This is a genomic window from Serratia sp. HNCC26DJ206 (genome assembly GCF_057180605.1).
The window spans coordinates 17,866-34,615 of record NZ_JBXUGP010000033.1 but is presented as its reverse complement, the minus strand read 5'-3'; the positions used below and the strand labels follow the sequence as shown (position 1 = coordinate 34,615).

The 16,750-nt window shown below is 54.6% G+C and carries 1 protein-coding gene (cut by a window edge); it reads left to right on the top strand.

Translation table 11 applies throughout. The features are described from left to right. Positions 1 to 52: 52 nt before the first annotated feature. Positions 53 to 16,750: part of an Ig-like domain-containing protein coding region (locus tag AC2A1E_RS19825; RefSeq protein ID WP_484385180.1), annotated on the top strand (this coding region is incomplete at its 3' end). Its footprint extends 17,865 nt past the window's final position; the window shows 16,698 of its 34,563 annotated nt.

Below are 16,750 nucleotides of genomic sequence, written 5' to 3'. Positions count from 1 at the left end.
TTACCGGGTATGACAGGGGATTTTTAAATTTAGGGACCACAGGGGACGTAAAATGGAAAAGTATTTAAATCACTCTTCAGAGAGTTCTAGTGAATCGATGAATGGCACTTTTTCTTGCTCCGCTGTTGAAATTAAAACCCCACCGGAAATAACAGATAAAAATACGCGCAATAATTCAATTGAACAGGAAAAAGTGAAGAGTGGTAAGCGTCAGACTGTTGTTTCTCCCATTCTGTTTGAAGCGGTTGAACCCCGAATCTTATTGTCTGGGGATCTGAATCCCGCCGTTTTATCGATTGATGGCAGCATCTCCGCACCGGGCGAAAAGGATTGCTACGAATTTACCGTGGAGGAATCGCATCGGGTTATTTTTGACAGCCTCACCAATCGTTCAGATTTGAACTGGACGCTGAATGGCCCCAATGGTCAGGTGACCAGCCGGAGCTTTAGCAGCACGGACAACTCCAGCGCCTCGTCCTTCTTTGAGCTAACCACCGGTAAATATCAGATTACCGTTGATGGGGATATGGATGCCGTAGGCGAGTACTCATTGCGCGTGATTGATGCCAATAATGCGGTGAACCTGACGCCGGGTAGTGATGTGGCAGGCATTCTGGAGAACGGTAACAAATCAGCACTTTACCGTTTCCAGGCTCAGGCCGGGGACAAATTCTTTTTCAACCCGTCGGCGGAAACCAATGGCACCGTGAACTGGCGTTTGATTGATCCTTATGGCCGTCAGGAGGGGGGCGTCAATTCGTTGTCTTACCTGCGTGACACCTTCGCCATCAAATCTTCCGGGGAGTATTTGTTGGTTGTCGAAGGAGGAATCTCTCAGACGAGCCCGGTCAATTACCGTTTTAACCTCCAGCCGGTTGTCGACAGCAGCGTACCGCTTGAACTGAATACCATTGCGACGGCGGAAATTGATCAACCGGGGAAAACCGCTAATTTCACCTTTACTCTGGCGCAACCCCAGGCGGTCTTGATCGACCGGCTGACGAATACCAGCTTCGCCTGGGCGCTGTCAGGCCCTGAAGGCGTGATGGTCAGCCGCACTTCGTCCTATACCGCCTCCTCTTATGCTAACAATTCGGGTTATTTATTGTTGCCCGCAGGGGATTACACCCTGTCGATTGATGCCGAGGGGGCCAACACGGGCTCGCTGCCTTTCCGCTTGCTCAGTATGTCTGCGGCTAAAGCATTGGATACCAACCAGGTGCTTAAGGCGTCGCTTGATCATGCTCAGGGAACGCAAGTTTATCAGCTTGATGTGAGCAAAAACGACAAGCTGTTTGTAGAGGGGATTGCGCTCTCTGCCGGTAATTTGACCTGGTATCTGCTTGATCCTCATGGAAAACCGCTGGCGCAAAGTGCGCTAATGACGGCGCAGGAGCCGATTATTGCCGGGGAGACGGGGCAGTATTGGCTGATCCTGGAGGGCGCTGATAGCAATAACGTGCAAAACCCTGTTGATTATCAGATCGCGGTTAATAAAGTCCCCGACCTGGTGGTTGAAATGACGCTGGACTCGCTGATCAAGGGTGAAATAACTCTGGCGGGGCAGTCCACCGTTTACACCTTTGATTTGGCCAACGCCGCCCAACTGGTATTCGATGGGCAAAGCAACCGTAATGACATCAAATATACCCTGGTCGGGCCGCGCGGGGTTGAAGTCCAATCAAGATATTTTGCCCAAAGTGATGGCAGCAATCTGTATAACCTGCTGAATCTGATGGCAGGTAAATACTTTCTCACCGTCTCCGGCAACGGTAAGGCGACCGGTGAATATGCCTTTCAGGTAACCGATTTGACGGTGTTGCCGAGTGTTAGCAACGACACTGAATTAAAAGCCACGCTGACGCCGGGTAATGGTTTGCTAGCCTACCGGTTTGATGCGGCGGCGGGTGACAAAATTGAGTTTCAAAGCCACAGCGTTACAGGCGGAAGCGCGACTTGGCGCTTAATCGATCGCTATGGGCGGGATGTGGTTGGCGTGAACAATCTTGCCAGCAATCGGGCAGCGTTTACCCTGGAAACCGGCGGTAATTACAGCCTGCTCATTGAGGGGCGCATAGATAACACAGAACCGGTTGAATTCAATATTCAACTGAATACCGTTGGGCATGAAGATCCTGCGGCATTACCGGTGGGGGATGCACTGACCTTGGGTTCCGTGGTGGCAGGAACGTCAGCAAGCTGGGATGAGCAAAAAGTCTATCGTTTTACGTTGAGTGCAGCAGCCCAACTGATCATGGATACGCAAAATCCGAACAGCAGTAGTGCCATCTGGACGCTGATAGGGCCACGTGGCATCGAAGTCAATAAACAGGAGTTGTACAGCAGTGACGGCTATTATGGCTACCCGCTACTCACGTTGCCGGCCGGGGAGTATGCACTGACGATCCAGGGCGGTAGCGGCGCTTACTACTGGAGTAACAATGGTGCCTATGCTTTTCAACTGATCGATGTCGCCAGCTTGCCTGAGCTGTCTGTCGGCCAGCAGATGAACGTCAACCGTTCCCCGGGGAATGCCACGCTGGGCTATCGTTTTGCCGCTAATGCGGGTGAGGTGATGGTGCTGAACTGGCGCGACTCCGGTAGCAGTTCGATCTGGACATTGGTTGATCCTTTCGGCCGTAAAGTTTCCACGGTAAGCAGCGACAGCATTGGCACCAGCTATGCCATGGCGTTTTCAGGCAGCTATACGCTGATTTGTGAAGGCTATTACTACAATACGGCCAACAATAACGTGACTTTCACGCTGGCAAGGCAGGAGCGCCTCAGCCAACCGCTGGTGTTTAACGACCAGGCCAGCGGCGTGTTAACTGGCTATCACAACCTGGCCGAGTATGATTTCACGCTGGATCAGACGACCACCCTGGTGTTCGATGCGCTGAATACCACCGCAGAAAATGCCAGCAATGTGCAATGGCTGTTGCGCGGGCCGCAGGGGGTGGTGACCAATTGGAGCAATATTAATAGCTATTCATCTTATTCTTTGAGCCACGCCTTGCCGCCGGGCAGTTACTCGCTGGTGCTGCGTAACAGCAGCGAAACTGCCGCACCTTATAAATTCAGAATGCTGAACCGCGACGCAGCACAAACGTTACCTGTGGATACCGGGGTCGATGAGACGATTGCGGCAGATGAAACGCAGCTCTACCGTTTCAGCGCCAAGGCGGGGGAGTCTTATTATCTGCATGGGCAGAACAGCGGGGGGAGCAATGAGCGAGGCCGTTGGGTATTGCTCGATCCCTTTGGCCGTACCGTTTATTCAGGTTACACCTACTACGATTCGCTTAATCTTGCCATCAAAGCCAGCGGTGAGTATCTGCTGCTGGTTTCTCCCGACGTCGGCGGCACTCCGCTGAAGGCGAAATTTACGCTCGGCCTGCAAACGGTGGTCACGGCACCGGTGCTGTTGAATCAGCCGACTCAAGGGACGGTGGCGCAACCGGCGGGTAGCGTTAAATATGGCTTTACGCTGCTGGCCCCGACGCGCCTGATGGTGGATGCCTGGAGTGGCGCAGGATTTAGCTGGAGCCTATCTGGGCCGCGCGGTTCTGAAGCCAGTGGTAACAGTATTGGCAGTACCAATCGCTTCTTCGATTTGCCGATGGGTACCTATGAGTTTGTGGTGGCATCGAGTGACTTACGCACGGGAGATTTCTATTTCCGTCTGCTGGATTTAGTCACGGCCGCGCCTTTGGCACTGAATACCGAAGCTCAGGTGGCTTTTGCCGCCGATGAATTGGCACCTGTCTATCGCCGTTTGGATCTGGTCAATGACGCCACACTGATCTTTGATGCCATTGGCAATCAGAATCCTTCAACCTACTGGCAACTTTACGATGCCTGGGGGGGCGTCACTGCCAGTGGCTACGCTAGCAGTGATTTGACCACCTCGCTGCTGAAGGCGGGAACGTATTTTCTGGTTTTCAATAAAGGCAGTAGCGACAAGGCACAGCAGATTGATTTTGCCGTGCGCCAACGCAGTGTTAAAACCAGCGCGTTAATCCTGGATTCACGGGTCGTTGGTGCTCTGGATCAGCCAGGGTATGAAAATCAATATACCTTCAGGGTTGAGGCTCTCACTACGCTGTTGTTGGAAAACCAGCTTATCAATAGTTCCCTCGGTTGGGTGCTGGAAAAGGCGGATGGTAGCCAGGTACAAAGTGGCTCTTTTGCTAATGACATGGCGTGGTTAAGGCAACTGGCGGCGGGTGACTATCGGCTGCGGGTTTTCTCATTCAGCAATGCAACCGGCGATATTGCCTTCCGGTTACTGGATATCCACAGTGCAACAAAAATGGCCCTTGGCGAGCAAAGCGTCAGCCTGACGCCGCTGGCGAACACCCAAGTGCTCGCGTTGGATCTGGATAATGTCACGGCGAATTATTTCTGTTACCAGTTTGGCAGCCTGTCTGAAACGGTGCCTACACGTGCCTATTTGCTGGATGCTCAGAGCAACCAGAAATGGCTGATGAGTGGCGATAGCAATGCCAGTCTGCTGCTGCCAGCTCCCGGCCGTTACTATCTGGTACTGCACGCGACAAGTGCCTTAGAAGCACCGCTTGAGCTGAATTTTACTACCCTAATGGCGGGCAATCAGCAACAGACGTTGGTGCTGGGTGAAGAACAACATGGGCGTCTGGAGTCTGGCATGCTGACTGATGCCTGGGATTTCACGCTGGATGCCGGGCAGCGCCTGTTGCTCGACGGCAAAGCGGGTAGCCAGGTGTCCTGGGTCTTGCGTGACAACTGGGGCAACCAGATAAACAGTGGGTCACTGATTTCCCCGGTGGTGATGGATTTGGCCGCAGGGCGTTATCGCCTGTCTATCAGCGATAGCTACCGCGATACTTACCGCCTGCCAGGAGACTACGCTTTCCTGCTGGCTGAGGTTGCGGGAATCAAGGCATTAGAAGAGAAGAAAGCCGTTACCGGCACTATTGCCGCGCAGGAAACGGGGGTGATCAGCAGGTTATCGGTTCAGGCGGGTCAGCAATGGTGTTTACAGGCTCAGGCGCTCGCCGGCTCTGGGAACATCACGGTTTTTGATACCTACGGCATGCTCGTGGCTGCCAGTTGGTTATCAGATAATGTCGTGCGGTTTAATACCGACGGGCAGGCGGGGGATTATCTGATCGTAATCGATAATACCAGCGGCGCTACCGACAGCCTGAGTTATAAACTGACGGCCAACCAGCGCGTTATTGCACCGTCTCAGCCCGCCAGTATCGGGGATACGCTCAGCCAGCGGATTACCGCTCCGTATGAATATCACAGCTATCGGTTTGATTTGGCAACGGCCAAACGCCTGATCATCAGCAGTACCGGCAGCGAGAGCGCTATTCGTTGGCAGATGGTGCCTGCTGACTCTGTATCCAACTTGGGGGACTGGTGGAATGCAGGCGACACTTGCCAATCACTGACATCAGGGGAGTGGCTGTTAATCGTCTCTTGCGAGAGCAGTAACGGCGGAGATTACCGCATCCAGCTACTGGATATGGACACCGCAGCACCGCTGCCTGCGGGTAATAGCCATAGCCGGTTGCTGGATAGCCGCGATACCGCCGTGTATGCCTTGACGCTGGAGCAGGCACAGCGACTCACTCTAGGCGTCGCGTCAGAAGATACCCAGGCGTTACGTTGGTCTTTGTTCTCAACCTCGAATAATGCACAGCTTAATACGACGTCGGCATCTGCGTTGGATACGAGTCTGCTCTCACCAGGCACCTATTGGCTGGTGGTCTATGGCAATGGCCTTGGCAGCGCAGCGGTTGATTATGACCTGTTGTACCAGCAGATTGCACCAACGGTCCTGTCAATCGGCGAGTCAACCCAAGGGGTTTTCTCGGCAACCGGTAACCAGGTGGATTACATCTTTACCCTAGCGGAAAGTACGCGGCTGATCTTCGATGCCTTGCAGGGCGATAGCCGATTTGGCTGGCAAATCTGGACCTTGGCCGGGGGAGGTGTCAGTAGTGGCACATTTGACTATGGCGTCAATGTATTAGCGAGCTTGGCACAGGGGCAATATCGTCTGGTGATTACCGGCCCCGGTATGCTAGCCGGTGGGATACCTTTTGAGTTTCGCCTGATGTCGGTAGCACAGGCGCAAGGCGCGCCGCTGGTCTACGGTACGCCGCTGGTGGCAACGTCAGCCAAGGGGACGGAAACGGTCACCCATGCGTTGGATATGCAGATCGGTGACTGGATCACCGTCGACTCGCAAGCGTTGAACGGGGGAGCATTTCGCTGGCAACTGTTGAATGCCAGTAGTTTTACCGTGGTGTCGTCGGGCAGTAACGATGCTCTGCGTAGCGGGATTCAGATTACCGCGACAGGGCGTTACCTGCTGTTGATCGACGGCATGCTGGCCAACAGCCAGCCGCTCGATTATCAGCTTACCGTCAAGCTGGAACGCCAGACCGATGAGCGGCCTGCGGGCGATGCTGTTGCACTGGAAACCCTGACGACGGCGCAACTGCCTTCATACGGAAGCAAAGCCTATCGATTCAGTATCACTGAGCCGACATTCATTGCCGTCTCGGGCAACAGCCAGGGCAGCCAATCGGTGTCATGGCAGATTCTGAGCGTGTTGGGCAGCATGGCCTGGGGCAATCTTGATCAGACAGGATCCTCGGTGGGAGGTTACTGGCTGGCGGCAGGTGATTATGCCTTAGTGCTGAATAACACCTATGGTACGGATCCGCTAACCGTTGCTTTCAAAATTGAAGAGGGTAAACAGGCACCGGTGGCGTTGCCCGGTGTGGATATTGTAGCAACGGATCATAACCTGTTCCGGCTTCATCTGGAGGCGGGTGAAACTTACTACTACAGCGCTTCAGAGGGTAGCCAATGGGTGATTTATGATGCTCAGGGCGGATATGTCGGCGGTTTTTATGGCAGTTCGTTTACGGCATTTACCCCGGTGTCTGCGGGTGATTACGTTATTCTTTCGCAAAGCCGTTCGGCGTCTGCCAGCGAAGCCCGGTTAATGGTACAGCAGGCGGTGACCAAGACCGATCCTCTGACGTTGGGTGTGGCGGTGGCCGATACCCTCAATGTTTTCACCACGCACAGCTATAGCTTTACGCTGGCGCAGCCGCAAACGGTGTTGCTCGACTTCTTGCAAAATAGCAGTGGCACCATCGCCTGGCAGTTACTGCGTGATGGCGAGTTGGTGAGCCAAGGCCGCACCGGTGGCGGTGGCCCAATGGTGCTGGACGTTATCGACGCGGGCAATACGGCCAATGTGTTGCTCAATCTGGCGGCAGGTGATTATCAGTTGGTACTGCGCGCTGAATGGGAGGATGCCTCTTATCGTTGCCAACTGCATGATTTATCACAGGTGCCAACGTTGGCGTTAGATAGCCTGACTCAGATCGCTAAAGTGCCAGGGGAGACTAGCGTATTCAAATTTACTGCCCAGGCTGGGGACAGCTTCGTGTATCAGGCGGTAGATATCCAGGCAGAAGGTGGGTATTGGTCGCTGTTTGATGTTGACGGTAATCCGCTTGTCACCATGGTTTCTCTGGATGGCAGCTATCTGTCCAGCCTGCCGCAAGACGGCGTGTACTATCTGGTGTGGGATACCCTTGAGAGCAGCGTGAAGTTGCCGGTGACCAGCACCTTTACCGGACGGGTGGTGACGCCGGTCACTCAGCCGCTGCCAGCAATAGGCCAATACGTCACGGCAGATGTCCTGCAAGCCGGAGGGACGCTGCGTTACAGCTTCCACGTTGATAGCGCCACCACATTAGCCGTTGATTTGCAGGGAACAGACTATTACTCGACAGGGGAATGGGCGCTGCTCGACGACTTAGGCAATACGGTGAGGACCATTTGGCCTTACGGGAGCAACCTCGGCATGTTATCCCTCGATCGGGCCGGTGACTTTACGCTGGTGATCAGGAAAACGGGGATGGTTTTTGCGGGAGAGGTCATTACCTTCCGCCTGCTCGACTTAACAGGGAGCAGCAGTGATTTAGCGTTGGAAGCACGCACCACCGATCGTCTCGAACCCGGTAGTAGTGCCAAAATTTATCGGTTGAACGTTGCAGGCAGCCAGAGTTTCAAATTTATCTCTCATGACAAGACGGCGGGAGCCACATGGCGTTTAGTCAGTCAGGACGGAAGATTTATCGCTGTCGGTGGAACTAACGATGACAGTGTGGCGTATACGTTAGACAGTTCAGGGATCTACTACCTGATTATTGATATTGATCCGCAGAGCACGACGGCGGTGAGTTATAGCTTCACTGCCAGCCGCGATTTATTGCAGCTCGACACTACCTATAGCGGGACGGCGTATCAGTATTCGCCCACCGTTTATCAGTTTTATTTGGATCAGCCTGGCCAGTTGCTGTTTGATGCATTTAAGGCAGCGGCAGGAAGCAGAGACTATAGCGTTTCTTGGACGCTGGAAGGGCCGGACGGTCAGATATTTAACCGTTCACTGTTTTCTTACGGGCAAGATCCGATGCCGCTGTTGGCTGCTGGGGGATATACCCTGCGGATCTTCAACAACTATTGGATCTCTACCCCTTATCAATTCCGGCTGGTCACCACGGCTAGCGCGCTGCCGCTCACGGTAGGGGCTACAGATACCCAGACCAGCGGCACGCTTTCCCCAGGCAACAGCGCGCAGATGTATCATTTTACTGCGGCAGCGGGCGATGTTTACTCTTTCCGCATGCAGAAGGCCGCAACGGGGTACTGGCGGTTGCTTGACCCTAACGGCAAAGAGGTGTTTAACGCGAGTTTATCCTCTCAGCAGCGTGGCGTTTCATTGTCACTAGCCGGGGAGTATCTGCTGGTGCTGGAGGGTGAAGCGACGAATTATGCCGCACAGAGCTACACCTTCAGCGTGGTCGCTACTGTGGATAAAGGTGAGATTGATTTTAACAGTGTGATTGAACAGCCGTTGGCGGCCAATGGTTCGGTACGTTATCACCTGCAACTGGGTCAGGCTGGGATCGTCGCCTTGGATAACCTGAGTACGGATACTAATCTGAGCTGGCGCCTGGAGGGGGCTGACGGCCTGATTATTGAAAAAGACATGGTACAGGGTAGTTACTCCTGGTATGACCCGGTTGCTCAGCAGTACCGCACGATTTCTGATTATGCCGGTAGATTGGCGGCCGGTAATTACGTGCTGACCATCTTCAACAATAGCAGCGCGTCAAAAAACTATGCTTTCCGCGTTCTGGATCTGGACTCTGCCACCCCGGTGACCCCAGGAACGCCGGTGTACACAACGGTGTCACCGGTTAATAGTGTGCAACTCTTCACTTTTGATGCCACGGCCGGTGAACGCTACTATTTTGATGCGTTAATGACGAAATCCACCCTTTCTGACAGTTCCCCAGGAGCTAAATCCGTACCTGTTTGGACGCTGTTCGATCCACAGGGGCAAGTGGTGTTTTCTAATACCTCAATGGGCCGGAGTTACAATAACTCTTCCTGGTACTCGGCATTGGGGAAATATCAATACTGGAGTGAGTTTTTCGGTACCGATCAGGAACCTGCGATATTAAGTCTGACAGGAACCTACACGTTAATGATCGAAGGGTTGAATACGGCCACCCAGCCGCAGGTAGAGGTGGCATTTAACCTGGTCAAAGTGCCGTCAACGCCAACGGTGTATCTCGATCCTTTGGTGATCACGCCAGCGCCGGATCTGGTGCTCAATTCCGTCACGCTCGATCCCGCTGCCGGATTATACACCGGGCAGACGGTGGATATCCGTTGGGTGGTAGAAAACCGTGGTGTTTTACCGACCAGCGGCAGTTGGTACGATCGGGTAGTGGTGCGCAATCTGGATACCGGCGAACTGATCGCCAATGTTTCCGTGCCGTATGACGCGACGAGCAATGGTGATATTGCCGTCGGCGAGAGCCGGGCGTGCCATCTGGCACTGCAACTGCCGGTGGGGATGCTGGCGGCGGGGCGTTTGAGTTTTGTGGTGTTGGTGGATGCCGATCGTCTGGTGAGAGAAAGTGATGCACAGGGCGTAGGCGAAGCCAATAACGGGTTGCAGATTGAGGCGGAGGTTGCGTTGGCATCTTATGCCGATCTGGTGGTGGAAGATTTTACCCTGCAACCGGATAGCCATTTCCAGCCGGGGCAAACCATCGCGGTGACATGGAACAGCGTCAACCGTGGCACGGTGGCCATTGATCACCCCTGGAGTGAGCGGTTGGAAATTTACAACCAATCTACCAACGAAGTCGTTGCCAGCCTGGTGGTACGTGATGAACTTACGGCTGGGGCGTTGGCCGTCGGGGCCGCGCGCCCGCGCAGTGCGCAGCTTGACTGGCCGACAGGGAGTGCGGCATCGGGCCACTTTATTATCCGTATTGTTACCGACACTGCCAATGAGATTACCGAGGTCAATGCGGCGGGCAACGGGGAAAGCAACAACAGCGTTGAATGGGTGCGCGATGTCGGGCCGGATATGCAGGTGCGCAATCTGAGCGTTGACAGTACGCAGATTCAGGCCGGTGGCTTGGTCACCATCAGTTGGGAAGACTGGAACCTGGGCAGCAGTGCGACGGGCACGGGTTTTGACGATCGCATTGTCATTAAAAATACGGCAGGCAACCTGGTGTTGCTGGATACCAGCCTGGCCTATGACCCGATGCTGGTGGTGGGCGGCCAATTGCTGGGCGCGATCCAAGCTGGCGAGTTTCGTGTGCGTAGCTTCACCTTCCGTTTACCAGAAGGGCTGAAAGGCACGGGGGATATCAGTATCACCGTCACGACGGACCAAAACTCTGCCGGTCTGGGGGTGCTGTTTGAAACCAACTTGACGCAGGATGCGGAAGAGAATAACAGCGCTGAAATCCATGCTCTATCCGGTGAGGCTGCGTATTGCGATCTGCGTGTGGATAAAGTCACGGTCCCAGCAGCGGGCATTGCGGGCGAAACAATAACTCTTGAGTGGCAGGTCAGTAACCAGGGGCAGGCTAACGCGGAAGGCAGTTGGGCCGATCAGATTATTTTCAGCACCGATGCCGTATTTGGCAACGCCGATGACATCATTATTGGCACGGTCCGCCACGCTGGCGGGCTGAATACCGGTGAGTCTTATACGCAAACCGCCACGGTCAAATTGCCTTTCCGTCCTGAAGGCCGCTATTACCTGACGGTTAAGGCCGATGCGAATGCTGAAACCACCGAACAGGATACCCGTGCCGATAACCTTGCGCCCGCACAACCGATCGCGTTGTCGGTCGCTTTTGCCGACTTGAATCTGCTGGCGGTGAATGCGCCAGAAACGGCGCTGAATGGCGAAAATATTCTGATCTCTTGGGAAGTCAGAAACGACGGCGATGGAACGACGAATCTGGCGCTGTGGAACGATCGCGTGGTGTTGTCGACGGATGCCATCTTAGGCAATAGCGACGATATTATTCTGGCAGGTTCCGTCACGCACTCGGGCTTTATTGCCCCTGGAGAAAGCTATATCGGCCGGGCGACCATCACGTTGCCACGGGAGCTGACCGGGGATTTCTACGTCATTGTCAGTACCGATATTGCCCGCTCGCTGGCCGAGCAGGGCCTGACGGGCAACAATACGCGCGTGAGTGTAGCCAAGTTGCATGTTGGTCAGGCCCCGGTTGCCGATCTGGCCGTCAGCAACGTCAGTGGCCCGACTCTGCTGTGCCCTGGAGAAACTGCAACCTTAAGCTATACCGCAACCAATCTGGGGAACGGCAGCACCGGAAGTGCCTGGTACGATCGGATCTATATTGATCGTGGTGCTCAGGGCGGTTTGTATCAGGTTGCCAGCGTGCTGGTCAGCGACATGCTGGATGCCGGTGCCAGCACCGTGCGCAGCGTCAATGTGACGCTGCCGAGCTGGTTTACCGAAGGGGAGTACCGTTGGGTCGTCAAAACCAATACGGAACAGACGGTTTATGAGAAGGATGACGGTAGCAACAATCAGGCGTTATCGTCAGAAACGGTGCGTGTTGCCCGGCCTGATTTGCAGGTGGATGGGCTGAGTGGCCCAAGCCTGGTGCAGTCCGGCGAGACGCTACGCGTTGAGTGGACGGTGAGTAATCAGGGCGGTAACGTCAGCGGCAACTGGAACGATATTCTGTATCTGGTCAAAGACGGTGTGCGCCAGAAGTTTGCTGAGGTGGCGCATTCCGGCGGGTTGCTGGCAGGCAGCAGCTACACGGCAAGCGCTGAGGTACTGATCCCGCTGGGCTATGGCGGTGAATATGAAATTCTGCTGATTAATGATGCTGGCCAACAGGTTGACGATGGTCATCGTGATAACAATCAGAGCCAAGCCAATCTGACGGTGAATCTCACCCCTTATGCCGATCTGGTGGTCAGTGCTATCACGGCACCGGAGCAAATCATTGCCGATCCGGCAACGATGGCGGTGAGTTGGACGGTGACTAATCAGGGCACCGGTGTTGGCAATGCGACGGCGTGGACCGATCGTATTATTTTGTCGACCGATGATATTTTAGGCAACACCGACGATCGGGTCGTGGGGGAATATCAGCGCCAGGGGGCATTGGCGCAGGGGGATTCCTATAGCTGCACTGAGAGCATCCTGTTGCCACCGGGAACGGCGGCACGCTACAAACTGTTTGTCTTGACCGACGCCAAAAACGACGTTTTCGAGAACGGTGCAGAGGCTAACAACGTTGGCCGTGCCGATCATGATGTCGATGTGATGCCGATCCCGTATGCAGACTTGCAGGTCGCCTCGGTGACGTTCTCGGGCACACCGGCCAGTGGGAAGCCGTTGCAGGTGAGCTGGCAGGTGGTCAATCAGGGGATTGGCCTCACGGATAGCGCCAGCTGGTCCGATCAGATCTGGCTCAGCCGTAATCCGGATGGCACTGACGTCGTGACCTTTTTCAGCGCCAGCCGCCATCTTGGCAAACTGGCGGTCGGTGATAGCTATAGCCAAACGCTGAGCATTACCCTGCCCGAAGGTGCCGAAGGTTTGTATTACCTCAACGTGCGCACCGGTGGCCCGTTTGAGTTTGTGTTTACTGACAACAACATGGGCACTTCGCTAGCCGTTCCTATCACGCTATCCCCGTCTGCTGATTTGGTGGTTGAGAGCATCTCTCTTCCTGACAGCGTGCAGGAAGGAAGCCTGATAGACATCTCCTGGCAGGTATTGAATCAGGGCGAAGCGGCGGCGAGTGGGCTTTGGGTTGACTCGGTGTGGTTAGTCCCGGCAGACGGCAGCGGTCAGGCGGTGTCACTGGGTAACTTCACCTATGACCGCACGCTGGAGTCCGGCATGCGCTATACGCGCACCGAACAGATCCGCGTGCCAGCGAAACTTGAGGGGCTTTATCGCGTTAAAGTAGTGACCAATGCCGATCAGCTCACGAAAGACAGACAGATTTATGAGCACGGCACCGCCCGTGACAACAATGAACAGACCTCTACCGACCTGATGGAGATCAGCCTCTACGATCGGCCGGATCTGCGTGTTACCACCATCACCGTTCCTGAGCATGTCACCGCAGGGACCGGCGCGGCGATTCGTTACACCATCAGCAACCTGGGGTCTGTTGTGGCCAGCGGGCGCTGGACGGATAAAGTGTATCTGTCGCTGGATGGCATTCTGAGCAGTGATGATGTGCTGGTGGGGCAATTTGCCAATGGTTCTGCGTTGGCACCGAGTGAATCCTATGCCAATAGCACGGCGATGGTGGATATCCCGATTCGCTATCGTGGGGAGGTGTACCTGATTGTGGTTGCTGACGGCAATTACAATATCGACGAATACCCGAACGACACCAACAATGTTAAGGCGGCGCAGCTCTATATCGACCCGGTACCTTTTGGCGATCTGGTCACCAGCAATGTGGTTGCCCCGAGTCAAGCGGTGCATGGTGCCAGTATTGAAGTGAGTTACAAGGTCGCCAACCAGGGCAGTGCCACCACTCGTGGTGATTCAGCGGCGCTGAATACCTGGACGGATACCGTCTGGTTGGCGCGTGACAAGCGGCAACCCGGTGCCTCCAAAGGCGATATCCTGTTGAGCTCCTTCACGCACGTGGGCAACTTGGCGGTAGGGGAAGATTACCTGAATCAGGTGCGGGTCACGATCCCTGAGGGCGTTCTATCCGGTGAGTATTTTATCACCGTCTGGAGTGATGCTTATAACGTCATTCTGGAAGATACGCTGGCGACCAACATCAATCCTGATGATGCGACGCAAATCGACAACAACAACTACAAAGCCCGAGCAATCAGTGTGATCGGCGTGATGCCACCCGATCTGGAAGTCACGAAGGTGATCGTCCCTAGCACGCAGTTGGCGGGTGAGGATTACACCTTCAGTTATACCGTACAGAACCGTGGCGATATCTTTACGGGTGAATGGAACGATGCGGTCTGGCTGATTGATACGCCAGATTGGGAAAGCGCGAAAACGTTCTGGAAACTGGGTGAGTTTACCCAGAATCGCCAGTTGGGTTATGGCGAATCCTATACCGTCAACCAGACGGTTCAGCTCGCACCGTCGGTGCGGGGGCTTTATCTGGTGGTGCGCAGCGATGCGACCAACCGGATTGCCGAGGCCAATGAGAACAACAATAGGTTTATTACCTCCTCGCCGGTGATCGACCAACCGGCAGATCTGCAGGTCACTGACATTCAGACCGAACCAGAGAATTTCTCGGGTGAAGAAACCACGATTACCTGGACGGTCACTAACCTGGGGGCGGCAGTCTGGTCCGGCACGCGCAGTTGGATCGATGCGGTTTATATCAGCACCGATCCGACCTTTATTCCTATCCGGGCTAAGCTGTTGGGGACCGTGGTGCATGCCAACGTGGAAGGGCTGGCGGCGAACGCCAGCTATACCGCTAGCGCTAAATTCACTTTACCTGCGGGTACCGATGGCCAGTACTACATCTATGTGGTGACGGACAGTGATAATGGTGAAGACAGAGTTGAACGTGCAAAACCCGAGCTGCTCGAGGGTGAGAATGAGATTGCGCGTCTCTATTATTCTCTGCCACCTTATGGTCGTGCGGGCTCGGTCTATGAAGGGGAACGCAATGACAATAACCGCGCGCGTAGCTCGCTGAATATTCATTATCGCGAGCCGGATCTGATCGTCGGCGATATCAAAGTTTCCAATGCCAATCCGTCTTCGGGCCAGGAGATCACGGTCACCTGGACGGTCACCAACCAGGGAACGCGCGCCACCCGTACCAACAGTTGGAGTGATGGGGTTTACCTGTCACGTGATGATGCTCTGGACTCCGGTGATGCTGCCGTAGTGCAAGATTGGGATTCACTTCTTGGCCGCCTGTTCCATATTAAACCCATTAGTCTGTTTGAAAACTTTAAGCCCAAATATCTGCAACCCGGCGAGTCTTACACGGTTTCGGCCACCATTCTGCTGCCAGAGTCGATCAGCGGTGATTTTCACCTGATAGTGAAAACGGACACCTCAATCGGTACTGATTCTGTGCCAAGTACCATCCGCAGTGGGCTAAGCGGGGTGGATTTCTTCACCACGGCGGACGGTAGCGTGCTGGAGTTTAAAGACGAAGGCAACAACCTGGCCTCCATCGCCTTACCGATTACCTTAGCCACGCCACCGGATCTGCAAGTGGCGGAGGTTGTCGCTCCGCCTCATATTTATGCCGGGCAGAGTTTTACCGTTGATTACCGTACGGTTAACCTTGGTGGTGATACTCCAGCCAGCCAATCGAGCTGGTATGACATGGTTTATCTTTCCAAAGATCGTTTCCTGGATGTCAATCAGGATCGCTATCTGGGTTATGTCACGCATAACGGCGGGTTGGCCGAGGGCGGTGAGTATCAGGGAAGTTTTACCGTTACTGCGCCGAAAGATCTGGAAGGGCCTTATTATGTGTTTGTGGTGAGCGATCCGGCCTATGCCTGGAATTCCGGCTCATTCGGCAAAGTGCGTGAATTCGGCAATGAGCAAAACAACTCGCTGGCGGCGGTGCAGCCGATTCTGATTGACGTGCCACCACCGGCCGATCTCAGAGCTACGGAAGTGGTGCTGCCTGGCAGTGCCAATGTGGGGGACAGCATTCAGATTGATTACACCGTGGTCAATGATTCGATTAACCCTGCCTATGGCCGTTGGACCGATGCTCTGTACCTGTCGACAGATAATGACTGGGATCTGGGCGATATCCTGCTGGGTAAAGTGGAGCATGTTGGCGATCTAGAGGCTGACGGTAGCTATGTTGGTCAGCTCATTGCGCAGTTGCCACCGCTAAAAGAAGGCCACTGGCGCATCATTGTGCGCCCGGACATCTATAACGAAGTGTTCGAGGGCAAGATCACCTATACCGCCAACGGGCTGTCGCTGCCGCCAGGTGAAGCCAATAACCGCATTGCTTCAGGCGTCACGCTTCAGGTCAGCGTGCCGGAGTTGCAGGTAGCCAACCCGCTGGAAACCACCTTAAGCCCGAATCAGGAACGGCTCTACAAAGTGACCGTGCCTGCGGGTGAAACGCTGCGCGTCAGCCTGGATGCGCTGGCGGTGAGCGGTGATAACGAAATCTATATTCGCTATGGCGATATCCCGACGGGCTATGTGTTTGATGCGGCTTACAGCAACCCGATGGCGGCCGATCAGGAGGCGTTAATTGGCAGCACGCTGGCGGGTGACTATTACATCCTGGTTCGTTCCCGCCAAGGTAAGCTCGATGCGCCTATCACCTTACGCGCTGAACTGTTGCCATTGTCGATCACCCAA